We start from the raw sequence: 24,586 nt of genomic DNA on the forward strand, positions 1-24,586 counted from the left end.
AATGAACAGATTAAGAAAACTTAAACATTTATTTCTAAACTATGTCGTTAGGGATAGGCGAAAGCCAGCCCAGAATCGACAGCACGTTGGTCAGAACCTTATGGTTCTCAGCATCTTTATCTTTTTCGTCTTTATTATCAACTTTGTGGTGATTATCGGGACAGACAGTAAGTTTGGTGTCGATTTGTCTACCCAGGCTGCTAAATCTTATAACACTAAGACCACGGTGGCTGCCAAGCGTGGGACGATTTACGACCGAAATGGAAATGTTTTGGCTGAGGATTCAACCAGTTATGCCATTTACGCTATCGTGTCGACCAGTTATGTATCAGCGACTCAAGAAAAACTCTATGTCCAAGATAGTCAGTTTGACAAGGTTGCTGATATTTTAAAGGATAAGCTAGGAATTGAAAAGAGTGATTCCTTGGCCCAATTGCGTACTAAGGGTGCCTACCAGGTTTCCTTTGGGCTAAAGGGGAAGGGAATTACCTACTCTGTTAAAGAAGAACTAGAAAAAGCCTTTAAAGATGCGGGAATTAAGGGGATGGCCTTTGAAGCAACAACGTCACGAATGTACCCTAATGGAACCTTCGCGTCAGAGTTTCTTGGTCGTGCCGAAGCTGTTGAAAATAAAAAAGACGGCTCATATTCTTTAATTGGTCAAACTGGTTTGGAGCGCTCGCTCAATAGCCTCTTGACTGGAACAGATGGAGAGGCCATCTATGAAAAGGATAAAAACGGTAATACGCTTCTAGGTACGGAAACCATTACCAAGGAAGCTATCGATGGTAAGAACATCTATACAACCTTGTCAGCGCCTCTCCAAACCTTCTTAGAAACGCAGATGGATACCTTTATGGAGCAGACGCAAGGTGTCAATGCTTCAGCGACAGTTGTCAATGCAAAAACAGGTGAAATTCTTGCGACGACACAACGTCCTACCTATAACTCTGATACCCTCGAAGGACAAGCCAAGAAAAGTTATGACTGGGTTAACCGACTTTATGAGGCCCAATATGAACCAGGGTCAACCATGAAGGTCATGCTCTTGTCATCGGCTATCAATAACGGAAGTTTCAATCCTAATGCGACCTATAGCAATGCCAACGGTATCAAGGTTGATGATGTTGAAATCAATGACTGGTCTATTAATGAAGGTATCTCGTCAGGCCGAACCATGTCATTTGCTCAAGGCTTCTCTTATTCAAGTAACGTTTTGATGACCATGTTGGAACAAGAGATGGGAGACAAGGTTTGGTCAAACTACCTATCACTCTATAAGTTTGGACTTCCAACCCGTTTTGGGATGGTAGGTGAATCTTCAGGGGTTGTCTCAAGAAACTCTGTGAATATTGCGCAATCATCCTTTGGACAAGGGATTTCAGTGACTCAGGTTCAGATGCTTCGTGCTTTTTCAGCTATCTCTAACAATGGTGTTATGTTGGAACCTCAATTTATCAAACAAGTTGCAGATGTTAACCAAGGCACTGTTCGTACGGCTAAGAAAGAAGTTATTGGTAAGCCAGTTTCCAAGCAGGCTGCTTCTGAGACCCGTAATTATATGATTTCTGTTGGTACAGACCCAGAGTTTGGTACCCTGTACAACAAGTCTGAAGGTTCGCCAATCATTAAGGTTGGTAACTATGATGTTGCGGTTAAGTCAGGAACAGCCCAAGTGGCCGATGAAAAAACAGGAACCTATAAAGTTGGGACCAACGAAACGCTCAACTCAGTTGTAGCTATGGTTCCTTCTGATGATCCACAATATGTTATGTATGTAACAGTTCAGGAACCTAAGACCTGGGATAATAATTTTTATGCGACGGTGGTTAACCCTGTCCTAGAAGAAGCTATGTCCATGGGTGATACGCTTGATACCTCTGTTTCTGAAGGTGGTGGAAAGACCGATGAAACGAGCTATCAAACCGGCGATATTATCGGTAAGAGTCCGGGCGAGACAGCTAACACCCTTCGTCAAAACTTGATTCATCCGATTGTTCTGGGTGTTGGTGATAAGATTGAGAAGGTTTCTGTAGATGCCAAAGCCAATATCAAGGCTAATGAACAGATTCTTATCATGACCAATGATTTCACAGAACTTCCAGACATGTATGGTTGGACCAAGAAGAACGTTGAAACCTTTGCCAAATGGAAAGGCATTAAAGTTACTTATAAGGGTGGCAAGTCAGGGACTGTTACCAAACAAAGTGTTGCGGCAGGAAAAGCCCTGTCTAAAACCAAGAAGATTACCATTACTTTAGGAGACTAAGATGACTATGAGTCTGATAGCAGGTGTGGCCGCCTTTGTGTTGACGGTGCTCGCCATGCCTCACTTTATTACTTACTACAAAATCAAGAAAATCGGTGGCCAACAAATGCATGAAGATGTGAAGCAGCATTTGGCTAAGGCTGGAACACCAACTATGGGAGGGACAGTCTTCCTAGTGGTTGCCATCTTGGTTAGCTTGATTTTTAACTTCCACGTCTTTAGCGAGGGCCACCAAGCCTATGGTGCTACAGTAGGGATTCTCTTTGTAATTTTGATTTATGGAATCATCGGCTTCCTTGATGATTTCCTTAAGATTTTCCGTCAAATCAATGAGGGACTTAAACCTTGGCAAAAGATGGCCTTGCAGATTATTGCGGGTTTGCTTTTCTACTTTATCCACGTACTCCCTAGTGGGACAGATAGCCTAGCTATTGGTGGATTAACCATTCATCTCGGTGTCTTTTATGTTCTCTTTGTCCTATTCTGGATTGTCGGTTTCTCAAATGCTGTGAACTTGACAGACGGTATTGATGGTTTAGCTTCTATCTCTGTGGTTATCAGCTTGATTGCCTATGGAATTATCGCTTTTGTCAAGGGTGAGTTCGCTATCTTGACTATCATTATCACTATGATTGGGGCACTTCTTGGCTTCTTCGTCTTTAACCACAAGCCAGCCAAGGTCTTTATGGGAGATGTCGGTTCCTTGTCACTTGGAGCTATGCTTGCGGTTATCTCTATTGCCCTACGTGTAGAGTGGACCCTACTCTTGATTGGTGTGGTTTATGTCTTTGAGACAGCTTCTGTCATGCTACAGGTCAGCTATTTCAAATACACTAAGCGTAAGTATGGTGAAGGTCGTCGTATTTTCCGTATGACACCATTCCACCATCACCTCGAGTTGGGTGGTCTTTCAGGTAAGGGTGACAAATGGTCAGAGTGGAAGGTTGATGCTTTCCTTTGGACAGTTGGAGCACTTGCAAGTGCCATTACCCTTTGGATGGTTCTTGGAAACGTTATGAAATAAATGAAAAGAGCAGAAATGCTCTTTTTCTGTTATAATGATAGGGATAGACTAGATAGAAAAGAAGTAACTAAGCATGTCATTTAAAGATTTTAATTTTAAAACATTTATTCAGGAGGCTCTTGACGAGATTAAGTTTAAAGAGCCAACACCTGTTCAACAGAAATTGATTCCTGTAGTCCGTTCAGGTCGTGATTTGGTTGGTGAATCAAAGACGGGTTCAGGGAAGACACATACCTTCCTCTTGCCAATTTTTGAGAAACTAAATCCAAAGAGTGGTGATGTTCAGGTTGTTATTACAGCACCATCACGTGAATTGGCGACACAAATTTACCAAGCGACAAAACAAATTGCCAAACACTCTGAGACTGAAATTCGTGTGGTCAACTATGTGGGTGGTACAGACAAGCAACGTCAGATTGAGAAACTCAAGGTAGCACAACCTCATATTGTTATCGGGACACCAGGTCGTATTTATGACCTAGTTAAGTCTGGGGACTTGGCTATCCACAAGGCCCATACCTTTGTTGTTGACGAAGCTGATATGACCATGGATATGGGATTCTTGGATACTGTAGACAAGATTGCGGCAAGTCTGCCTAAGGAAGTTCAAATTTTGGTCTTCTCAGCAACCATTCCTCAAAAATTGCAACCATTCTTGAAGAAGTATTTGACCAATCCAGTCATGGAACAAATTAAAACTTCAACAGTTATTGCGGATACCATTGATAACTGGTTGGTATCTACCAAGGGTCGCAACAAGAATGAACAGATTCTTGAGATGCTTAAGGGGATGCAGCCTTATCTAGCAATGATTTTCGTTAATACCAAGGAACGTGCTGACGATTTGCACAGTTACCTAGTGTCAAATGGTCTTAAGGTTGCCAAAATTCACGGCGGTATTCCACCACGTGAACGTAAACGTATCATGAATCAAGTTAAGAAGCTTGAGTTTGAGTATATAGTAGCGACTGACCTTGCAGCGCGTGGGATTGACATTGAAGGGGTTAGCCATGTAATCAATGACGCCATCCCTCAAGACTTGTCCTTTTTTGTTCACCGTGTGGGACGTACTGGACGTAATGGCTTGTCAGGAACAGCCATCACCCTCTATCAACCAAGTGATGACTCAGATATTCGTGAGCTTGAAAAGATGGGGATTACCTTTGAGCCGAAAGTCTATAAGGACGGCGAGTTTCAAGATACCTATGACCGTGACCGTCGTGCCAACCGTGAAAAAGCCTATCAAAAACTTGATACGGAAATGATTGGTTTGGTTAAGAAGAAAAAGAAAAAAATCAAGCCTGGCTACAAGAAGAAAATTCAGTGGAAAGTTGACGAAAAACGCAAACGTGAGCGTCGTGCAGCTAACCGTGCTAAGGGACGTGCTGAACGTAAAGCTAAGAAGCAGAGTTTCTAAACATTGGCTTCTAGCTGAAAGCAAATTTTAATTTAAAATTCAAGAGGTTGAAACCAAAGTGTTTCAGCCTTTTTGATTATTATCTAACTATTGAGAAAGTCTCAATATATGCTTGTAAAATAATTAAGTATGTCTTAAGAACTGAAACTATGACAGATTTTAAATAGTTTTATCACAGCCATTTTTAAGAAGCTTTCCGTTTAAAGTAAAATAATTTGTACGTTTGAGGTTATTAGTTGAGTCAACTCTCAAAATCAGGTAGTGACATAAATGTCACTATTTTTTTTGTTGGCTTTCTACCTATAATAAAATCATAGCTTTTGAGAAAAGGGTAGAACAAAATATTTTAAAGGAGGTTGTTTTAATGACAACACAAATCATTAACAATTTTAACTCACTTAATTCCGAAGATCTTTCTACTGTTAAGGGTGGAGCATGTAGTTTTTGGGGAGCTACAGCTGCCGTAGGCGTCGGGGCTGTTGGAGGAGCCATTAAAGGTGGTATTCAAACAGGTACTTGGCAAGGTGCAGCCTTAAAGGGTATTGGTTATGGTATTAAAGATGGGATTACTTATGGCCTTATTTGTCGTTATTAGGCGATTACTGAGTCAATTTTTTGGCCAAATAGTAATTGCTCTCCTAATTTATGGGCTTATATTCTTTGCTTGGCAACACTTTAGAGGAGAAATTTTCTCAATTGTGTGCATCTATGTCAGTATATCCCTAGCAGATGACGTCTATCATCTCGCAGAAGAATATGTTAAAAAGAAAGTTAACTAGGAATACGTTCCTGTTTGAAAAATAGCATGTAAAAACTTGGCAGAATGATTGTCAAGTTTTTTTATAGCAAAAGTGCTACAATAGGAGTCATGAAAGACACGATTCGAATTCTTCATATCAATGATTTACACTCTCATTTTGAACAGTATCCACAACTCAAGCGAGCTGTGGATGATTTGAGTCAGACAGATAGAGAGCTGATTAAGGTAGATCTTGGGGACAATGTGGATAAGTCCCATCCCTTATCTGATGCGACAGCCGGGCGTTTTAATGTAGCCCTGATGAATGAGTTGGGGATAAACTATGCGACTATTGGAAATAATGAGGGGATAGGTCTGGCCAAGGAGGAGCTAGACTGTCTTTATGAGCAGGCTAAGTTTCAGCCGATCATAGGAAATCTCAAGGATGAAGGGAGACAGCCTGAATGGGCCAAACCCTATCTTATCCATAAAACTAAAGCAGGTACAAACATTGCTTTCTTGGCCTATACCTTCCCATATTACATCACCTATGCTCCCAACGGTTGGCAGGTGTTAGAGCCTATGGCTAGGTTGGAAGAGGATTTGGCTCGTCCTGAGGTAAGGGATGCAGACATAGTCGTCGTTCTTAGCCATCTGGGTGTACGTTATGATGAGCAGATTGCAGAGACTTATCCGCAAGTAAACCTTGTCATCGGGAGCCATACCCACCACCTGTTTGAAGAGGGCAAGTTGATTAATGAGACTTATTTGGCAGCTGCTGACAGATATGGTTATTATCTTGGCTGTATTGATCTTACTGTGAAAAATGGACAATTGATAGAGTGTCAGATTGAGGCTATCCCCACCAAGTCCTATATCTTGGATTTAGACAAGGAGGACGAAACCTTTATCAAGGCTATGCGTGAGGAAGGCCATCGTCGTTTAGCTCAGAAAAAAGTAGCTAATCTAGGTCGAGAACTAGATTTTGATGAGACCTGCCAATTGGTTTTACAGGCTGTTTGTCAGGAGACCGATAGCCAGTTAACGCTTTTAAATACTGGACTTATCATGAAGACTTTAGGTCCTCAAGTGACCATGGCAGACCTTCAAGAAGCCCTTCCTCATCAGATGCGGATGGCGCGTCTAGTCGTGACAGGACAAGAACTCAAGGAAATCTGTCGGGAGGTTTTTACTAAGGCCGAACTCCTTAAGAATCAAGCTATTAAAGGTATGGGATTTAGAGGGAAGACATTTGGTGAAGTAATCACGGGGAATTTTGCTTACAAAAACGGTAATTTGTTGTATAATAGAAGGGTTGTAGATTCCAATGAGAAGTTTAGTTTGGTCCTTGTGGATCAATACTACTTTGCTTCTTACTTCCCTACAATCAAGGAAAAGGAGGTCACTCTTCTTTTTCCGGATTTGTTAAGGGAACTTGTGGCCAAGTATTTAGGAAAAAATGGTGCCAATTGGGATAAGATATAGAGACATTATTACAGCATCAGGGTAGAAAATAAGAGAGAGCAGAAAGGATGGCACATGCGTAAAGAAATCTTGCCAGAAATGTTTAATTATAATAAATATCCAGGGCCAGACTTTGTGTATGTGGCTGATCTTCTGAAATCAGATGCCTGTCAGTTTACAGTTCTTGAAAATCACAAGGATGCTTTAGACGCTACCCGCTTTGGGCAACGTTTTTCTGAAATCATGCTCAAGTATGATTATATCGTTGGGGACTGGTCCAATGATCAGCTTCGCCTTAAGGGATTTTACGAGGACGAGCGCCCTAATACGCGTAAGACAGACCGCATTAGCCGATTGTCGGAGTATTTGCGTGAATACTGTGCCTTTGGTTGCGCCTACTTTATTTTGAAAAATGAAGAGCCGCAATTAATCGTCTTTGAAGAGGAGACAGAACCTCGTCGCAAGCGCCGTCGTTCTAATAATCGTCGTAATGCTTCTCAGGAATCTAGAGAGCGCAATGCTTCTCAAAAGAATAAGGGGCAAAAAGCTTCTGCTAAGCAAAAGCCAGACAAGTCCAAACGAAGAGATAGGGATCAAGAGGGTCCAAGCTTTGAGAAAATCAAGCGTCGTCCTAAGTTCAAATCTAGATCTGAGGATGGTGGTCGTGAGCGTAAGCCTAACTTCAAGAAGAGTCAGAAGCAAGCTCCAAATTCTAAAGGTCAAAACACTCCATCGAAGAAACAAAGCCAGACCAAGTCAGATGGTCAGCATTTCACAATCAGAAAAAAAGGAAATTAAACTATGTCAGAAGTAACAACACAAGCAAAACCAGAACGTCGTAAACGTCAGAAGTTAGAGGATATGGAAGGCTACAAACCTTCTATTTATGGTCTTACTCGTGACGAGTTGATTGATTGGGCTATGGAACACGGTGAAAAGAAATTCCGTGCTACTCAAATTTGGGATTGGCTCTACAAGAAGCGTGTGCAATCTTTCGAAGAAATGACTAACATTTCTAAGGATTTCATTGCTAAATTGAATGAGAATTTCTGTGTGAACCCATTGAAACAACGTATCGTTCAAGAATCTAAAGATGGTACCGTTAAATATCTTTTTGAATTGCCAGATGGTATGTTGATTGAGACGGTTTTGATGCGTCAACACTATGGTTTGTCTGTCTGTGTGACAACCCAGGTTGGATGTAACATCGGTTGTACTTTCTGTGCCAGTGGTTTGATTAAGAAACAACGTGACTTGACTGCTGGTGAGATTGTGGCGCAAATCATGTTGGTACAAAAATACTTTGACGATCGTGGCGACGGTGAACGTGTAAGCCACGTGGTTGTTATGGGTATCGGTGAGCCATTTGATAACTATGACAATGTGCTTCGTTTCTTGCGTACCATTAACAATGATAATGGTCTTGCCATTGGAGCGCGTCACATTACCGTATCAACATCTGGTTTGGCACCAAAAATCAAGGAATTTGCTAACGAAGGTGTTCAAGTTAACCTCGCCGTATCACTTCACGCGCCTAACAATGACCTTCGTTCAAGCATCATGCGTATCAACCGCTCGTTCCCACTTGAAAAACTCTTTGAAGCTATCGAGTATTACATCCAGACAACCAACCGTCGTGTAACTTTTGAGTACATCATGCTTAATGAGGTCAATGATCACCCTGAAAACGCTCAAGAGTTGGCTGATTTGACTAAGAAAATCCGTAAGTTGTCATACATCAACTTGATTCCATATAACCCAGTATCAGAGCACGACCAATATAGTCGTTCAACCAAGGAACGTGTGGCGGCCTTCTACGATGTGCTCAAGAAAAACGGGGTTAACTGTGTCGTTCGTCAAGAACACGGTACAGATATCGATGCTGCTTGTGGACAATTGCGTTCAAACACTATGAAACGTGACCGTCAAAAGGCCGTAGCAGAAGCTTCTGGTAAATCAGAAGGTAAATAAGATGTTTCAGCTGACGACTTGGGTAGATAAGGATGGAGAACTGACACTAAAAGGAAGACAAGCAAGCCAAGTTTTGGTTTGTGCTTATCTCCTTTGTTTAGTGCTCCTATGTTGGACACCCCAGTACGGGCTAGTTGAAGGTGTTGAAACTCCTGGGATTCAACATTTTGGTCGTGTGGTGGTCCTCTTGACCCCATTCAATAGTTTGACCAACTTTTATCAGTTGGATAGTCTTAAAGAGATTGTCTTTGTGCTTGGGCAAAATGTGACCAATATTTTCTTGCTGAGTCCGCTGATTTTAGGACTTTTAGCCTTGTACCCCAGATTCAGGTCTTGGCAAAGGGTCCTTTTAGCCACGTTTATCATGTCTTTGACGATTGAGGTTGGACAAGTCATTCTAGACCTTCTCATTGATGCTAATCGTGTCTTTGAGTTAGATGATTTATGGACCAATACTTTGGGAGGTTTGGTGGCACTAGGTGTCTACCGCTTCCTTGTAAAACTGATTCAAACGCATTTTAAAGAGTAAAAAACCTGGGACCCTACGCGTCTCAGGTTTCACTTATTTTCTATCATACAAATACAACACATTCAAAAGAGGGAAAAATGAATAAACACTTTTGGAGAAACAATGAAACACTTAATGATGACAGTAGTCACCGTATTAACGTTAGGAGCAACAATGACGATGGTTAAGGCAGATACTTATCAAAGTGGCCGTGATGCCGATATCATGCGAGAAAGAGGACAGGTTTGGAATTATTCTGAGTCTAAGAGAGAGCCTCAATTAGCCAACTACAACACCGATGGTCGCTATCTCAGTGAGGCAACTAACTTTGAATTGTACAATTTTGTCAGAGAGTATAAGACATCTGATGAAATCAGACGCATTTGGAGCCCTAAGAAAGATGAATCAGTTATCCATGATAAGGATAGTTACTCTATGGATGGTGGGAACAAGGTATATAATTTTGATTCCTTTGCTTATCAATTACCAGAGTCTACTGATTTTGGGAAGTTATCTTATATTGGTCACTTTCAGTTAGAAGATGGCACAATCTATCGCTATTGGAAGTAACCTTATCATACGAGACTTATACGAGGTCTATTATTAACCATTTGTAAGGATAGGAGGAGTAACTTGTCTTTTAAAGAATCAATCATTGCAAAACTTTGGTGGTTTTTCAAGTTAGAAAAACGCCGGTATATTGTTGGGATTTTGGCACTGAGTCTGGTTTCGGTTCTCAATCTGATTCCTCCTATGGTTATGGGTCGGGTCATTGATGCTATCACATCGGGAAAATTGACCAATCAGATCTTGCTTCTGAATCTCGTATATTTGCTATTGGCAGCTTTGGGGATGTACTATTTGCGTTATGTTTGGCGCATGTATATCTTGGCGACTTCTTATCGCTTAGGCCAGATTATGCGTTCACGCCTTTTTGAGCATTTTACCAAGATGTCGCCTTCTTTTTATAAAAAGTACCGAACTGGGGACCTCATGGCCCATGCAACCAATGATATCAACTCTTTAACTCGCTTGGCTGGTGGGGGTGTCATGTCAGCCGTGGATGCCTCTATTACAGCCTTGGTAACCCTAATCACTATGTTTTTCAGCATTTCCTGGCAGATGACACTAGTGGCTGTCTTACCCCTACCCTTCATGGCTTTTGCGACCAGCCGTTTGGGCCGTAAGACCCATAAAGCTTTTGGAGAATCCCAGGCAGCCTTTTCAGAACTTAATAATAAGGTCCAAGAGTCGGTATCAGGTATCAAGGTAACCAAGTCTTTTGGCTATCAGGAGGCTGAGCTTCAGTCCTTCCAAGAGACCAATAAGATGACCTTTAAAAAGAATATGCATACCATGAAGTATGATAGCCTTTTTGATCCTTTGGTCTTACTCTTTGTTGGCTCATCCTATGTTTTGACCCTTCTTGTCGGTGCCTTTATGATTCAGGCTGGTCAGATAACGGTCGGAAATTTGGTAACCTTCATTACCTATTTGGACATGCTGGTTTGGCCTCTAATGGCCATTGGCTTCCTCTTTAATATCACACAGAGAGGAAATGTGTCCTACCAACGTATTGAAAATCTTCTGGAGCAGGAATCAGATGTTCAAGATCCTGCGCACCCTCTCCCAAGTATTGAAAATGGTCGCTTAGAATATGCGATTGACCGCTTTGCCTTTGAGGATGAGGATACTTTGAGAGATATTCATTTCACCTTGGACAAGGGGCAAACCCTTGGTTTGGTTGGACAGACTGGCTCAGGAAAGACGGCCCTTGTCAAGTTGCTCTTGCGGGAGCACGATGTTAATCAAGGAGCCATCTATTTGAATGGTCATAACATCCGAGATTATCGCCTATCAGACTTGCGTAGCTTGATGGGCTATGTTCCTCAAGACCAGTTTCTCTTTGCCAGCTCCATTTTAGACAATATCTGCTTTGGTAATCCGGATCTCTCCTTTGACAAGGTAGAAGAAGCGACTAAGTTAGCTCAAGTTTATGATGACATCAAGGATATGCCTGAAGGCTTTGAAACAATCATTGGTGAAAAGGGTGTCAGCCTATCAGGCGGTCAAAAACAACGTCTGGCCATGAGTCGGGCCATGATTTTGGATCCAGATATTTTGATTTTGGACGACTCCCTATCTGCGGTTGATGCCAAGACAGAATATGCTATTATTGACAATCTCAAACATACCCGCAAGGACAAGACAACTATCATTACCGCCCATCGTCTGAGTGCGGTGGTGCACGCTGACCTTATCTTAGTCATGCAGGATGGTCGTATCATTGAACGTGGCCGTCATGAGGATTTGCTAGCTCAGGGTGGTTGGTATGCCAAGACCTATGAGTCTCAACAGTTAGAAATGGAAGGAGGAGAAGAAGATGATGCCTAATCAAAACCAATGGTCTGTGTTTAAGCGTCTCTTGACCTATCTCAAGCCTTACAAATTCTTGACCTTTCTAGCTTTAGCCTTCCTCTTGTCCACAACGGTTATCAAGAGTATTATTCCCCTTGTGGCCTCTTATTTTATTGACCACTATCTTCATGATATGAATCAGGCGGCAAGTTTAATTCTGATTGGTTACTATGGTCTTTATCTTTTGCAGACACTAGTTCAGTATTTGGGAAATCTCTTTTTTGCTCGTGTGTCCTACAGTATTGTCAGGGATATTCGCCGGGATGCCTTTGCCAATATGGAGAAACTGGGTATGTCTTACTTTGACAAAACTCCAGCAGGCTCTATCGTTTCTCGCTTGACCAATGATACAGAGACTATTAGTGAGATGTTCTCAGGGATTCTGTCTAGCTTTATTTCGGCTATCTTTATCTTTGTTACTACCCTTTACACCATGATGATGTTGGACATTCGTCTGACTGGGCTTATTGTGCTCTTTCTTCCTCTGATTGTCCTTTTGGTTAACCTTTACCGCAAAAAATCAGTGGTTATCATTGAAAAGACCAGAGCCTTACTTTCAGATATAAATGCCAAACTGTCAGAGAGTATCGAAGGGATTCGCATCATTCAGGCCTTCAACCAAGAGAAACGCCTCAAAAAAGAGTTTGATGCTATTAATGAGGAACACCTGATTTATGCTAGCCGTTCCATGTCACTGGATTCTCTCTTTCTACGCCCAGCCATGAGCTTACTGAAGCTCCTAGGCTATGCTGTTCTCATGGCTTATTTTGGCTATCGTGGCATCTATCTGGGTATCACAGCGGGGACCATGTATGCCTTTATCCAGTACATTAACCGTCTCTTTGATCCCTTGATTGAAGTGACGCAAAACTTCTCAACCTTACAAACTTCTATGGTCTCAGCCGGTCGGGTCTTTGCCTTGATTGACGAGCGCACCTATGAACCTGAGCAGAGAGACACAGATGCCAAGGTTACTGAGGGGAATATTCGTTTTGAAAATGTCTCCTTCTCCTATGATGGCAAGCACCAGATTTTGGATAATATTTCCTTCTCTGTCAATAAAGGTGAAACCATCGCCTTTGTCGGTTCTACAGGTTCCGGAAAATCCTCTATTATCAACGTGTTCATGCGTTTCTATGAGTTCCAATCAGGCCAAGTTCTTCTTGACGGTGTGGATATTCGCGATTATAGTCAGGCAGAGTTGCGTAAGAACATTGGTCTTGTCCTTCAGGAACCCTTTCTCTATCATGGTACAATCAAATCCAATATTGCCATGTATCAGGAGTTAACTGATGAAGAGATTAAAGCGGCCGCTGAGTTTGTGGATGCCAATCACTTTATCGACAAACTTCCAGAAGGCTACGATGCTCCAGTTTCTGAACGAGGTTCAAGTTTTTCAACTGGCCAACGCCAACTTCTAGCCTTTGCTAGGACCGTTGCTAGCCAGCCTAAGATTTTGATTCTGGATGAAGCGACAGCCAATATTGATTCGGAGACAGAGGCTATTGTCCAAAATTCTCTAGCAAAAATGCGTCAAGGACGCACAACCATTGCCATTGCCCACCGCCTATCGACAATCCAAGATGCCAACTGCATCTATGTCTTAGACAAGGGCCGCATCATCGAACACGGTAGCCATGAGGAGCTCCTAGCCCTCGGCGGCACCTACCACAAGATGTACAGCCTACAAGCAGGTGCAATGGAAGGAGAGTAAGCTAATCTAGACCATAGATTCTATATTCGAAAAGATTTCTTAAAAATCAAAATCGAGTGGTGACATACATGTCACTACTTTTTTGTTGGCTTGCAACCTATAATAAAACCATAGCTTAAGAGAAAAAGCTAAAAAATAATATTTTAGGAGGTTGTTAGAATGACAACACAAACAATGAACAATTTTGAAACACTCGATCTCGAGGCACTTGCAAACGTTGAAGGTGGAAATAGATGTAAAGATTTAATCTTTGGAGGAGCTTTAACTGGCGCAGGTGCTGGATTTACAGGTGGTATGGCAGCATTTGGTGTTACAGCATTTCCAGGAGCATTTGTAGGAGCACATGTTGGAGCAGTTGCTGGTGGGCTAGCATGTATCGGAGCGAGCTTTTAGAGAGGTTAAAAAATGAATGTGACTAAGTATAATAAGATGTGCGATGCTGAGCTAGAAATTATTTCTGGTGGTGGGAAAGTTGGAGCAGTAATTGGTGGCTGTCTAGGTGGTATGCTCATGGCATGGGCAGCAGGACCTGTTTCCGCAGGGGGTTATACTATGATATGTGCTACTTCGGGGCTTGCAAATGCTTATTTTTGATGTTCCCGAAGTAAAATTATTCTTGCTGATAATAGCGGAGATTATATTATATTTGATTGCATATCTTAGTAATAGAAAAAACAAAGATATGTATATTCGCCTATTTAAAGTATCAGTACTAATGACGCTACTGTATTACATCTCCAGTAGAATGTAATCGCTAAGGTCTTTTTTGAGATCTTACAGCAGTATAAAAAAATACAGAAAGGAATAGAGTTTAATGTAATAGCTTATTCAGTTTACAAGACTGACTGAGGTTATTCATAATTTAGGTGTTTTATCATGAAGTTAAAGAATGTTAGTTCGAGAGTATTGCGATTTTCTAGGGTCGTCACTGCTGTACTGGCAGTTTTCCTTATAAGTACCAGTATTTCTCTCTACAAAAGCAAGACCTCTCCAGAGATTTGGTTAGCAGTCGGAGCACTAGCTTTAGTAGTCATTTTTGTAAATGGGCTGCTCTACCATATTCTTAAGAAGCGTCCAGATTCAGTGAATCCGTTAACAATACGGCAGTCCTTCATTGTCTTTCTGGTCATCTCATTTCTAGTGCTTTGTGTAGAGTTTTACACATTACTTACATTCAGTGATACCACAGACCGTATAGTACTAGCCGTATTAATGCTTTTGTTAATCCTCTGTGATTTTCTAGCTTATTTGCAAGTCAAAAAATATTTTAAAAGATAAAAGGTATCTATAATCATGACTAAAAAACACCTAGTATCTCTAATGAAGTCTATGGGCTTCATCCTTGTTGCCTTACATAACTTGGGAGAAAAACTGAATTTTGGACTTCAATGCCTAAATATTATTGGGTTATGTCTTTTTCTCTTTCTTATGTGTACGATTATCAAGGATATAAGGTCAGACAAGTAGTGACATTTATGTCACTACTTTTTTATCGGCTTCCAATCTATAATAAAAATCATAGCTTTGCACAGAAAGCTAAAAACACTTTAAGGAGAAAAGTATGTTCAAAAACTCAAAACCGTATTTACTGGCTACCATTCTCATCGGAATGGGCCTCGCTAATCTATTTAGAAGTTTGGATGCAGTCCACCATACCATTAACTTGTTGGGGCTAACCTTGCTTCTTTATAGTCTGCTTTTTAAAAAATGGACACAATTTAAGAAATAATGTTGAGTCCTAGATAATCCGATTACTTGTGTTTTGTCACTATCTTGAGAGGAAAAGACTCTAAAGCTCACTCTAACCCCACCATTCAGAAAATATAGTAACCGTTTGTGACATTATTCAATTTACGTTGCATAAAAGTGTTATAATAAGAAAGTGATTAATGAAACATGTGAAAATTAGAGTGAATTTCCAATGTTTGAAGGATATTCTTCTATCGTATAGACAAAACTTGCAGGGTCTGGGTCTTCAAAAAATGTCATGAAAGGAGGATTACTATTGGAACAATTTGTTATTTCTAGAAAATATATTAAATTTATCGTGCAAGTTATTTTGGCTGTCTGTATTCAATGTGTGATAACATTTTTCTGGCATCAAGAAAGAACATTTTTATTTTATACCTTGTCACTTTATGTTTCTTCATCGCTCTCTGATGATCTTAGTCAGCTGATTTGTAGAAATGAGAAGTGATGTCGTTACTCTAATCTGTCACGATTAATGTGATATTTACGAGGTTTTAGCTATTCTAGATTCAGAAAGAATAGCCAAACATTTCTATGATAATACCTTATAATTTGTTTGAATGGTCCTAGCAAAAAGGAGTTTAAATGGTGATATTACAAAAATTTAGTTCTGCTGTGTTACGTTCGTTACGTGTCGTATCAGCAATCCTAGGAGTAGTCATTGGTAATATAGCTTTAAATACTCTATCTAGTCAGCATCCAATCTGGATATGGCTACCTTTGGCATTGCTATCAATCTTTTTACTTGTGTTCCCCCTGTTGATTAAGCGAGAACTGAACAATCGTCCACTTGAGGAACGACAGTTTACTCCTAAACAAATTTACTCTGGTATGGGCTTGGCACATTTGGCTATTATTTTAGCTGGTGTTTATCGTTTGCTGACGGTGAGAGATGCCGAATGGCGCCTAATCATTATTGTTGTGATTGTTTTGGATATTTGTTTACTAGCTTTTCTGACACCTAGAGTGCTTAAAATCATTAAAGAAAGTGAACGAGGTTAGAATCGCAGTTTATGATAGACGTGCTTATAAAGATAGCGAGGCTGTAAGTGCTTATCTATGCTTTGGTAACTTTCTAGGTATTGTAAAAACTTTCTGTTTGAGAGAAGTGTGAGGTTTAAGTTTTATGTCAAAAAATCTACGTGCCCTTACGGCCATTGTTTTGTCCCAATTGCTTATTGAGTGGATGGGATTCTTTTTAGGTATTCCTCTAAGTAAGATTCTGGTTTTAACAGTACTTAGCAGTCTAGTAGAGATCTTGATGCATCTTTTCCTAAGTAAAAAATCTAAAGTTACTTTGAGTGATGAAGAGATATGGCATCAATATTTGTTATTCGTTAAGAAGACGCTGTGGTTCTCTATTTTATTAGTTGCCATTTTTCTTTTTTATACGTTGACTAAATCTGACAGCTTAATGCCTTATTTTTACTGGCATATCTTTGTGTTGTTCCACTGTCTTGGCTACATCATTTGTTTAAATAACATTAAAATGAATCGTAAAAATTGAAGATTAAATCTTGTTTATTTTCACACAATAAAAAAATCCCATGGGAGTTCTCATCCTATGGGATTTTTTGCGATAAATACTAATAAGGCAATGTCATCTGACTTTGGCTTAGGTCCACGGTTAATTCGTAGTCACTATTGTCACGAATAGTGTGTTCAAAGTCTGTGGTATAGAGAACAAGTCGGAGTTTGTCGCCCTTGTTGAGTTTGTAGATGGTTGGTTGCAAGTCCAGGCCGATAGTCATCCATTCATTTGGAGTGACATTCTCAATGGTGAGGAGGTCTTTACGATTTTGCAGGTTAAGGTGTCCCTTGGTAATGACACGGTATTTTGCCTGCTTGAATGGTAATTCACGTAAGGCTTCTTCCTTGAAGAGACGGCCGTTATCTAGATTCATGCGTTTGAGTGCGGGAATAGGTGCGAGATACTTCTTGTTACCCATTTCTAGAACTTGGGCCGAAATGAGACCACGGTTTGTGCTAGACTTAACCTTGAGCTCTAGGTGGACACGACCATTGATTTGGATATCTTGGTCCAGTTCAAAGTCCAAGGTAATGGCATTGGCTTTGTCTGCAAAGAGGTCATCCTTGAAGCTTTGGTAAGTCTTACCGTATTTGGCGAAGGTTTCCTCTTCATAATGGTTAGCGATGCTAGCTTCAGCCTCACCAAGCTGAATGTTTTTACCATTGTCGTGTCCAAAGTTATCGAGAACTTCCCAGGTCTGTTCAGACTGGTTGTTTTGCCAGATAAGAGTAGGCAGTGTGTAGCCATTCTCCAAACCAAGGAGTTTCTGACAAATCAAGGCGTTCATGCTTTCTCGGAAGTCAATAGACTGCCAAGCATTCATGTAAACGTGGGCACCATTGTGGAAGAAGAGGTGTTTTCCAAGAGTGTCAGGAAGAGCATTGAACATTTGATAGACGTTAATCGGTTTGACATTCCAGTCTTGGCTACCATGTGTAAAGACAACAGTAGCTTTAACACGATCTGCGAACTGCACATAGTTACGGTCATGCCAGAACTGGCTATAATCACCATGCTTACGATCAATGGCTGTGCTTAGCTCATTGAGGTAGGCTTGGTAGTCTTTTTGGTGGCGTAGGTATTCTCCAGCTAATAGGGCACGAGAATAGGTAAATTCGGTCAATGTGTCGAGATCTTCACCAGGGTATCCTCCAGGACTGACGAGAAGTCCATTTTCACGATAGTAGTCGTACCAAGAAGAAATACCTGCTTCAGCGATGACCATCTCCAAACCGTCGACACCAGTTGTAGCAAGGGCGTTGGACATGGTACCTAAGTATGAAAGTCCGGTAGTAGTCACCTTACCAGATGCCCAATCTGCAATGATGGTATACTGTCTACTACGGCTAGTAAAGGCGCGTGCACGACCATTGAGCCAGTCGATGACAGCTTTATAGGCCAGAACTTGTTGATAGTCTCCAGAGGTCATGAAGCCTTCAGAGTTGAAGGTACCAACACCCGATACATAGATAGAAGCCACACCACGAGCCAACATGTAATCGTTAAGCGTGTAGGTATCTGTGTGAGCAAAACGCTCCTGAGCCTTTGTGACAGGATTGATAGGCGTAAGGTCTGCCTCTGGTGTCTTGATTTCTGGTTGGCTAAGGGAGATTTCACCTGCTGGTTTGACGAGCAAATCACCTTCCATCTTGTGGGTGAGCTTATCTGAAGCAGGCTCGTTAGTCCCTTGTTGATAAGGGCTTGCGGTCATCATAGCTGGAACTGGGAAGTCCACATCAGGACGTAAGATAGTCACCTTGACCAAGTCTAACTGCCCATCTTTATCGGTATCTACAGGTGTTTCGACATAAACCACCTCACGGTGAAGCTGATTAGTGTCAAATGTTGCCAAGCTCTTACCATTAAAGAAGACGTAGTTATTACTTGCAGGGATTAAATCCTGAGCTACTAACTGATCAATTAAGGTATTGCCAGACTGTGTGCGTGTTGCCAACAACTGGTGCAGGTTGTTAAGGCTACCATCAAAAGTGATTGGAAAAGCCATTTCCTCTAGGAAAGCAACACTATCTGTAAAGTCTACATTAGGGACAAATCCTAGCATTTGAAGAGCTACCAAACCAAAGACGTCAGCAGTCAAAGGACGGTCTGATTGGAAGAAGGTTAGGAGATCAGTCTCTGTATCAGCAATCCAATTTTTCAAAGCTAAATCAGTATCTTCAAAGAAAAGGAAGTGCTTGCGAACAAAAGCCTCAAAATTAGCTTTGGCACTAGCGTTTAAAGAGACTTCAAAGCCCAAAGAACGAAGTTCCTGACAAGCAATTTCAGGATTAACAGGGATGTAACTAAACTGGTTAAATTTCATACTTTAAAACCTCAAAAAAAGAATACGTAAACATTTCAGAAATATCTTTACATCAGACATTATACTTGATAAAATGATAGATGTCTAAATTATTGTAAAATGTGAAAGGAAATAAAGAGACAAATGAATGATTTTCTAAAAGAAGCGCTCAGTCATGATTGGATTATGAAGTACATTACTGAGTTTATTGGGACAGCTTTGATGGTTGCACTTGGTAATGGTTCGGTTGCCAATGTTGAGCTTAAAGGGACTAAGGGTAGTAAGTCTGGATGGCTTGTTATTGGTTTTGGTTATGGTTTTGCGGTAATGATGCCAGCACTTATGTTTGGTGATGTTTCTGGTAACCACATCAACCCAGCCTTCACACTTGGACTTGCTGCATCTGGCTTGTTCTCATGGGTAGCCGTTCCAGGTTACTTGATTGCTCAACTTCTCGGTGCTTTCTTAGGACAAGCTATCGTGGTTTGGGTTCACCAACCTTATTATCTTCAAACTGAGAATCCAAACAACATCCTCGGTACCTTCTCTACAATCTCTGCTGTTGATGATAACTCAGACTCAGAGGAAAATCACAAACGTGCTTGGCTTAATGGTTTTGCCAATGAGTTTGCGGGTTCATTCCTTCTCTTCTTTGGTGCTCTTGCCTTGACTAACAACTACTTTGGTCACAAATTAGTCTCACAAGCAGTTCAATATGGGTATGATAAAGAAGCTGTAACAGGTCAAATGGCTAATGGTGCACTTGCGGTTGCCCACATCGGTGTTGGTTTCTTGGTTGCAGCCTTGGTTATTTCGTTTGGTGGTGCAACAGGTCCAGCTCTTAACCCAGCCCGTGACTTGATGCCACGTCTTCTCCACCACATTTTGCCAACAACAGTTCTTGGTGAGCACAAAGGTGATTCTAAATGGTGGTATGCATGGGTTCCAGTTGTGGCTCCAATCTTAGCAGGAGTTTTAGCTATAGCTTTGTTCAAGTTCCTCTACCTTTAATCAATACAAAAAATCTGAAGTTAGTGCTTCAGATTTTTTTATGCTTAAAATTTTGAAAGTAATAAAAAACTGAGAAAATATTCTCAGTCACATTGGATTAGTCATTACTAGAATGGTAGCACCTAAGGTGTAAAGATTCCATAAAACATGAAGTGTGATACTTGCAGATAAGTTTTCTCTTTTTTGGTAGACCATAGAGAGAGCCAAGCCCATTCCGATATAAAGAGTGAGGTAGGCAAGATTAGTTGGCATATGAAAGAGACAAAAGAGCCCAGTGCTGACTAGCACAGCTGTTTTCGAATAAGGAGCTAACCAGGTGAAAATCCACTTGCGAAAGAGGATTTCTTGGAGGAAGGCTGCCGAAATCATACCAATGGCTACTGGAAGGATAGGCGTTGTTGTGAGCGTCTTTTGAAGTTCTGCATGGTAGTTGGTATGGGTTAGTAGCATAAGATTACTGCCAATGACTCCCATCAAGAAGATAGTGAGAAAGCCCCAGATAATTGCTTTAGCATCCTTGAGGTCTAGTCTAAAACGAGTCATCAATCCTTCACTCTTTGCCCAGAGATAGGTAAGGTAAAAAATGATGAGATTGATAGCGATGACTCCCCAGCTTTCAAGCTTCGTAAAAGTCAATCCAGTCTGATTGTTATATAAGGTTGTCATACCTAAGGTGATGTTTGGGATAGCTATCATCAGCAGTAAAAAAAATCCCTGATAGGCATGTCTAAATGCCAGATTATTGACAAGAGTTTTCATAGACTCTATTATACTCTAAAATGAGGAAAATGCTAGCCCCAAAGTAAAGATAATGTAATGATTTTCATAATTTGTGTGAAAGAAAGTGAAAAAATTACAATACTGTTTTTTCTTAGGAAAATCCTTGTCACACAAGCTCTTTTCGGATAAAATAGAGAAGAATGGAGGTTGTCATGACGCAATCAGGGAATTTTAAGTTTCACACACCAATCTTTCGTGTGAATAATAGACAGGAAAATATTGATTTTTACCAAAATACATTAGGATTTAAGCTTTTGACTGAGGAAAATGCCCTTGCTGTCTTCACAGATTGGACAGACCGTAACTCACTTTTTGTGATTGAGGAGTCACCAGCTTATCGTTGTCGCGCTGTTGAAGGTCCTAAGAAAATTAATAAAGTGGTCATTAAAGTCTCAAATCCACTTGAGATTGAATACCTTTTGGCGCGTGATGATCACCAAGCCAAGGCTATTTTCCAAGGGGAAAAAGGGTATGCCTTTGAAACAATCTCACCTGAGAATGGTCTTATTTTGATGCATGCTGAAGATGACTTGTCTACTCTCAAGACAGTTGAATACGCAGATGTTGAAGAAAAAGAAGATTTCAAAGGAGTGTCAGACTTTACGGTTGAGTCTTTGACCTTGAACGTTGTTGATACAGCCCAAGCAGCTTTCTTCTACGATAATCTTTTTGGCGAAGAATTGCCTTTGTCTATCCACTTTGAAAAAGCAGAAGGTCCTGACCTCCAAGTGAGTTCAGACCAGACTTGGGATTTGGAAATTCTAGAGTTTAAGGTAGCAGAAGACTATGACTTGGTTGCCTTGCATGATAAACTTGAAAAAGAACAGTTCTCTAGTTACCTAGACAGCAAAGGGAACTTGCTCGCACTCACTGACATGAGCAATATTGAGGTTTGGTTTACAAAGTAATGACTAATTTTCAACAAACATTGTCAACAATTACAGACTACATCAAGGCTGACATCTTTCCAGGTGCCAGCCTTGCACTTTATGACGGACAAGATTGGCAGGAGCATTATCTAGGAACTCAGGATGGAAATCATCCGGTAGTTCCAGGACTGACCTATGATCTAGCTAGCGTTTCCAAGGTAGTCGGAGTTGGGACTCTCTGTCTTTTCTACTTACAAGCGGGAAAATTGGACTTGGATGAGAAACTATCGACCTATTATCCTGAAGTAGTGGATAAGACGTTAACCCTTCGTCAACTTCTTTCTCACAGTAGCGGAATTGATCCTTTTATTCCAAATCGTGATGACTTAGACCAAGAGGGCTTGATTGCTGCTATTAATGCCATCAAAGTCAAAACTGACAAACCTTTCTTGTATACAGATATTAACTTTATTCTCCTAGGCTTGATGCTTGAAAAAGTCTCTGGACAAACACTGGATAAGCTCTTTGACTCCGAGATTTTTCAACCCTTTGGTATGTCAGAAACAGGGTTTGGGCCAGTTGACCTTGCTGTTCGGACTGTTGAGGGGATTCCAGGAGGAATTGTTCATGATCCCAAGGCTCGAGTTCTCAAAGAACACACAGGTTCGGCAGGTCTCTTTTCAACCTTAAAAGACTTAGAGATTTTTGTTAACCATTATTTGACGGATGATTTTGCTAAAAATATGACGCAGAATATCAGCCAATCCAACAAGGAACGTAGTGTCGCTTGGGACCTTCAAGGAGAGTGGATTCTTCATACTGGTTATACAGGTACCTTTGTTCTGATTAACATCCCAGCTCAACGTGCGGCGATTTTCCTCAGTAATCGTACTTACTACAAGGATGAGAGAGCTCAATGGATTAAGGACAGAGATGTTTTAATTGAGATAATGAAGAAGGAGTTGGTACATTCTGACAAATAAAAATAGAAGAGGGGCATCTTTTAATCCTCTAGAAGGTGAGATTAGTGCCGGGGCGACACAATTGTTTATCTTTTTGAAGATATGTTTGATAGTCTTGTCTTATGTGACATTTGTATGGCTGAAGCATCTATTTGGTGTTGGTCAGGTCGGGCAAGAGGTGGATATTCCAAAAGTTATTGCTGTCATACTTTTGGGTGTGACATTTTATAGGATGGGACATGGCATCATATTTAAACTTTTTCATTTCTGTGGTTATCATGCCCGCCCCTTTGGAGAAGAGGATTACCGAGGTAGAACGTCATATATAGTATTTTTTGAAAAAACGACAGATGCCTACAAAATACTATATGATAAGCGCTCTCTTAGACATCAATTTCTTTATTTCCTAGCGACTCTTGGTAGACTCTACCTCTTCATCATCTTAGTCGTTCTAATCGGTTATAGCTTCACCTTAGGAAAAGTTGGTTATATAATCTTCTTGCTCTTATGTGGTGTTTTGATTTTTTCTGTAAGATGGCTCATACATCTGAAAAGTCACTTTGTCCGTTATTTTAACTTAAAAGTTATCTCAGAGGAGTATTTTTACCCTATTTTTCTAAAGAAATAAAGACTAAAGTGATGCTTATACGAAGGGCTCACCAAGTTAATCAAAAATTACCATGTTTTGATTGGAATCATGAAGAAGGAGTTCATAATGCAACGGTCGCTTAAGCCACCTAAACAAAGTAGATTTGTCCCTCGGTTTCTGAGTCTGCTCTTTTGCATGCTTAACGGGAGTAGTCTCTTTGTCTGTGGTATGTGTTTTACAGTGGTGATTATTTTTTTGACGACGGATAGAGATGTAGGCTCTTTTGTAGTTTTGGTATTTATTAGCTTGTTATCTAACCTTATTATTTCTTTTTATATTTTGATAAGAGAGCTACTATACAAACTGATTCATTGCCTTGGGTATCGTGCCCAACCCGATTTAAAAGTCCTTCATATGAGAAGAGGGTTTGATATTCATTTTCCTGTGTTTGAAAAGTACAGTCAAGACTATAAGTTACTCTACAAAAAGCGTTCCAAGAAGCTTCAAATAGAGTATTTGCTTATATGTTTAGGGTACTTTTGTGGGCTTACTCATATTGTGATTGGTTACGCCTTTATACTCAGGAAAATTCTGGAGTCCCTAAAATTGACATTTACCGACTTTGCTAGATATCCTGCTGTTTTAGTTTATATGGTAACGATGATCGTTATCATTATGGGAAATCGTAGCTGGAAAAAAATCACAGAGAGATTAAAAGCTAGAGAAAATGTCACAGTTCTGGCTGTCGAGCATGGTTATCCTATATTTGCGGCAAAAGAAGAAGCTTAAGCAGTTGACCTATTGCTTAAGCTTTTTTACTTAGTAAGGATTTTTCAACAGTAATGTGTTGGATACCAGCTTCTTCAAAGATGTTACCGACTTCTTGATAGCCATTATTGAGGTAGAACTTAAGTGCCCCGAGTTGAGCATGGAGAGAAATAGTCTGGAAGCCTTGTTCTTGTGCAAAATCTTCAGCTTCTTTTAGGAGAATGCTCCCCAGACCTTGACCTTGGTAGGCATCGAGCACAGCCATACGTTGGAGGGTAACCTGAGTCAAGTCTTTATTCGGTAGTAGGCGTACGGTTGCTGCAGCCTTGCCTTTGTCATCATATAGAACAAAGTGGATGCAGTAGGCTTCATTCGCATCAATCTCGATGGAGCGAGGAACGCCTTGACCCTTTACAAAAACAGTGTTTCGGATGGCTACGGCATCGAGGTAAGTTTCTGAGAGTGTGTCTCTTGTATGTTTGATAATCATAGGGCAAGTGT

24 protein-coding genes are annotated in these 24,586 nt (G+C 40.7%); 21 read left to right on the top strand and 3 right to left on the bottom strand.

The window, feature by feature from the left end:
* The first annotated feature begins 1 nt into the window (after nucleotide 1).
* The 16 genes from pbp2X to HMPREF2607_RS05790 all read left to right on the top strand — a co-directional run bounded on the left by pbp2X (nucleotide 2) and on the right by HMPREF2607_RS05790 (nucleotide 16,275).
* Complete coding sequence (gene pbp2X, locus HMPREF2607_RS05715) at nucleotides 2-2,269, top strand: penicillin-binding protein PBP2X (RefSeq protein ID WP_037602531.1); 2,268 nt, start codon at nucleotides 2-4, stop codon at nucleotides 2,267-2,269.
* Nucleotide 2,270: 1 nt separating this feature from the next.
* Nucleotides 2,271-3,293 carry a phospho-N-acetylmuramoyl-pentapeptide-transferase gene (gene mraY, locus HMPREF2607_RS05720; RefSeq protein ID WP_002891748.1) on the top strand — a complete coding sequence of 341 codons (1,023 nt, stop codon included), beginning with the start codon at nucleotides 2,271-2,273 and terminating at the stop codon, nucleotides 3,291-3,293.
* Nucleotides 3,294-3,366: 73 nt separating this feature from the next.
* Complete coding sequence (locus tag HMPREF2607_RS05725) at nucleotides 3,367-4,710, top strand: DEAD/DEAH box helicase (protein ID WP_060971666.1); 1,344 nt, start codon at nucleotides 3,367-3,369, stop codon at nucleotides 4,708-4,710.
* A 364-nt stretch (nucleotides 4,711-5,074) separates the two neighbouring features.
* Nucleotides 5,075-5,305, top strand: coding sequence for a Blp family class II bacteriocin (locus tag HMPREF2607_RS05730; protein ID WP_002884558.1), 231 nt, complete (start codon nucleotides 5,075-5,077; stop codon nucleotides 5,303-5,305).
* Nucleotides 5,306-5,578: 273 nt separating this feature from the next.
* Nucleotides 5,579-6,934 carry a bifunctional metallophosphatase/5'-nucleotidase gene (locus HMPREF2607_RS05740; RefSeq protein WP_070476287.1) on the top strand — a complete coding sequence of 452 codons (1,356 nt, stop codon included), beginning with the start codon at nucleotides 5,579-5,581 and terminating at the stop codon, nucleotides 6,932-6,934.
* Nucleotides 6,935-6,988: 54 nt separating this feature from the next.
* Nucleotides 6,989-7,711, top strand: a complete 723-nt coding sequence (locus HMPREF2607_RS05745; RefSeq protein ID WP_048674861.1) for a YutD family protein — start codon at nucleotides 6,989-6,991, stop codon at nucleotides 7,709-7,711.
* 63 nt (nucleotides 7,712-7,774) lie between these two features.
* On the top strand, nucleotides 7,775-8,884 hold the full coding sequence (gene rlmN, locus HMPREF2607_RS05750) for a dual-specificity RNA methyltransferase RlmN (RefSeq protein WP_096832658.1): 1,110 nt from the start codon (nucleotides 7,775-7,777) through the stop codon (nucleotides 8,882-8,884).
* A gap of 1 nt (nucleotide 8,885) precedes the next feature.
* Nucleotides 8,886-9,413, top strand: a complete 528-nt coding sequence (locus tag HMPREF2607_RS05755) for a VanZ family protein (RefSeq protein ID WP_048790203.1) — start codon at nucleotides 8,886-8,888, stop codon at nucleotides 9,411-9,413.
* Nucleotides 9,414-9,515: 102 nt separating this feature from the next.
* Nucleotides 9,516-9,962 carry a hypothetical protein gene (locus tag HMPREF2607_RS05760; protein ID WP_261674282.1) on the top strand — a complete coding sequence of 149 codons (447 nt, stop codon included), beginning with the start codon at nucleotides 9,516-9,518 and terminating at the stop codon, nucleotides 9,960-9,962.
* 63 nt (nucleotides 9,963-10,025) lie between these two features.
* Nucleotides 10,026-11,786, top strand: coding sequence for an ABC transporter ATP-binding protein (locus tag HMPREF2607_RS05765; RefSeq protein ID WP_070476291.1), 1,761 nt, complete (start codon nucleotides 10,026-10,028; stop codon nucleotides 11,784-11,786).
* Nucleotides 11,776-13,524: an ABC transporter ATP-binding protein gene (locus tag HMPREF2607_RS05770; protein ID WP_398581517.1), complete on the top strand. Its 1,749-nt coding sequence runs from the start codon at nucleotides 11,776-11,778 to the stop codon at nucleotides 13,522-13,524. The genes HMPREF2607_RS05765 and HMPREF2607_RS05770 overlap by 11 nt, the downstream gene beginning before the upstream one ends.
* A gap of 159 nt (nucleotides 13,525-13,683) precedes the next feature.
* The gene (locus tag HMPREF2607_RS05775; protein WP_048674859.1) at nucleotides 13,684-13,917 is read left to right on the top strand and encodes a Blp family class II bacteriocin; all 234 of its coding nucleotides are present in this window, start codon (nucleotides 13,684-13,686) and stop codon (nucleotides 13,915-13,917) included.
* Between the two features lie 12 nt (nucleotides 13,918-13,929).
* Nucleotides 13,930-14,118, top strand: a complete 189-nt coding sequence (locus HMPREF2607_RS05780; protein WP_049553855.1) for a hypothetical protein — start codon at nucleotides 13,930-13,932, stop codon at nucleotides 14,116-14,118.
* A 282-nt stretch (nucleotides 14,119-14,400) separates the two neighbouring features.
* Nucleotides 14,401-14,802 (top strand): hypothetical protein, encoded by a 402-nt coding sequence (locus HMPREF2607_RS10715; RefSeq protein ID WP_048674851.1) that lies wholly within the window; start codon nucleotides 14,401-14,403, stop codon nucleotides 14,800-14,802.
* 283 nt (nucleotides 14,803-15,085) lie between these two features.
* Nucleotides 15,086-15,253 carry a hypothetical protein gene (locus HMPREF2607_RS10540; protein ID WP_048674846.1) on the top strand — a complete coding sequence of 56 codons (168 nt, stop codon included), beginning with the start codon at nucleotides 15,086-15,088 and terminating at the stop codon, nucleotides 15,251-15,253.
* A 605-nt stretch (nucleotides 15,254-15,858) separates the two neighbouring features.
* On the top strand, nucleotides 15,859-16,275 hold the full coding sequence (locus HMPREF2607_RS05790) for a hypothetical protein (protein WP_070476293.1): 417 nt from the start codon (nucleotides 15,859-15,861) through the stop codon (nucleotides 16,273-16,275).
* 584 nt (nucleotides 16,276-16,859) lie between these two features.
* Here HMPREF2607_RS05790 and HMPREF2607_RS05800 read toward each other — a convergent pair.
* Nucleotides 16,860-19,127: a Xaa-Pro dipeptidyl-peptidase gene (locus tag HMPREF2607_RS05800; RefSeq protein WP_070476297.1), complete on the bottom strand. Its 2,268-nt coding sequence runs from the start codon at nucleotides 19,125-19,127 to the stop codon at nucleotides 16,860-16,862.
* Nucleotides 19,128-19,250: 123 nt separating this feature from the next.
* Here HMPREF2607_RS05800 and gla point away from each other — a divergent pair, with 123 nt between their 5' ends.
* A complete protein-coding gene (gene gla / locus HMPREF2607_RS05805) occupies nucleotides 19,251-20,117 on the top strand; it encodes an aquaglyceroporin Gla (RefSeq protein WP_021143668.1) in 867 nt (288 codons plus the stop codon).
* 87 nt (nucleotides 20,118-20,204) lie between these two features.
* Here gla and HMPREF2607_RS05810 read toward each other — a convergent pair whose 3' ends face one another.
* Nucleotides 20,205-20,876, bottom strand: coding sequence for a CPBP family intramembrane glutamic endopeptidase (locus tag HMPREF2607_RS05810; RefSeq protein ID WP_021147427.1), 672 nt, complete (start codon nucleotides 20,874-20,876; stop codon nucleotides 20,205-20,207).
* A 173-nt stretch (nucleotides 20,877-21,049) separates the two neighbouring features.
* Between HMPREF2607_RS05810 and HMPREF2607_RS05815 the strand changes: the two genes are divergently transcribed.
* The 4 genes from HMPREF2607_RS05815 (at nucleotide 21,050) to HMPREF2607_RS05830 (ending at nucleotide 24,106) form a co-directional block, all read left to right on the top strand.
* Nucleotides 21,050-21,805 (top strand): CppA family protein, encoded by a 756-nt coding sequence (locus HMPREF2607_RS05815; protein ID WP_045772015.1) that lies wholly within the window; start codon nucleotides 21,050-21,052, stop codon nucleotides 21,803-21,805.
* Nucleotides 21,805-22,749: a serine hydrolase domain-containing protein gene (locus HMPREF2607_RS05820; RefSeq protein ID WP_070476299.1), complete on the top strand. Its 945-nt coding sequence runs from the start codon at nucleotides 21,805-21,807 to the stop codon at nucleotides 22,747-22,749. The genes HMPREF2607_RS05815 and HMPREF2607_RS05820 overlap by 1 nt, the downstream gene beginning before the upstream one ends.
* A gap of 103 nt (nucleotides 22,750-22,852) precedes the next feature.
* Nucleotides 22,853-23,356, top strand: coding sequence for a hypothetical protein (locus tag HMPREF2607_RS05825; protein WP_134954486.1), 504 nt, complete (start codon nucleotides 22,853-22,855; stop codon nucleotides 23,354-23,356).
* 87 nt (nucleotides 23,357-23,443) lie between these two features.
* Nucleotides 23,444-24,106, top strand: coding sequence for a hypothetical protein (locus HMPREF2607_RS05830; protein ID WP_021143673.1), 663 nt, complete (start codon nucleotides 23,444-23,446; stop codon nucleotides 24,104-24,106).
* A gap of 16 nt (nucleotides 24,107-24,122) precedes the next feature.
* Here the strand turns inward: HMPREF2607_RS05830 and HMPREF2607_RS05835 are convergent, their stop codons facing one another.
* A complete protein-coding gene (locus tag HMPREF2607_RS05835; protein ID WP_070476301.1) occupies nucleotides 24,123-24,575 on the bottom strand; it encodes a GNAT family N-acetyltransferase in 453 nt (150 codons plus the stop codon).
* Nucleotides 24,576-24,586 lie beyond the last annotated feature (11 nt).

Source organism: Streptococcus sp. HMSC078H03, assembly GCF_001808655.1.
In the GTDB taxonomy this organism is placed as follows: Bacteria; Bacillota; Bacilli; order Lactobacillales; family Streptococcaceae; genus Streptococcus; species Streptococcus salivarius_G.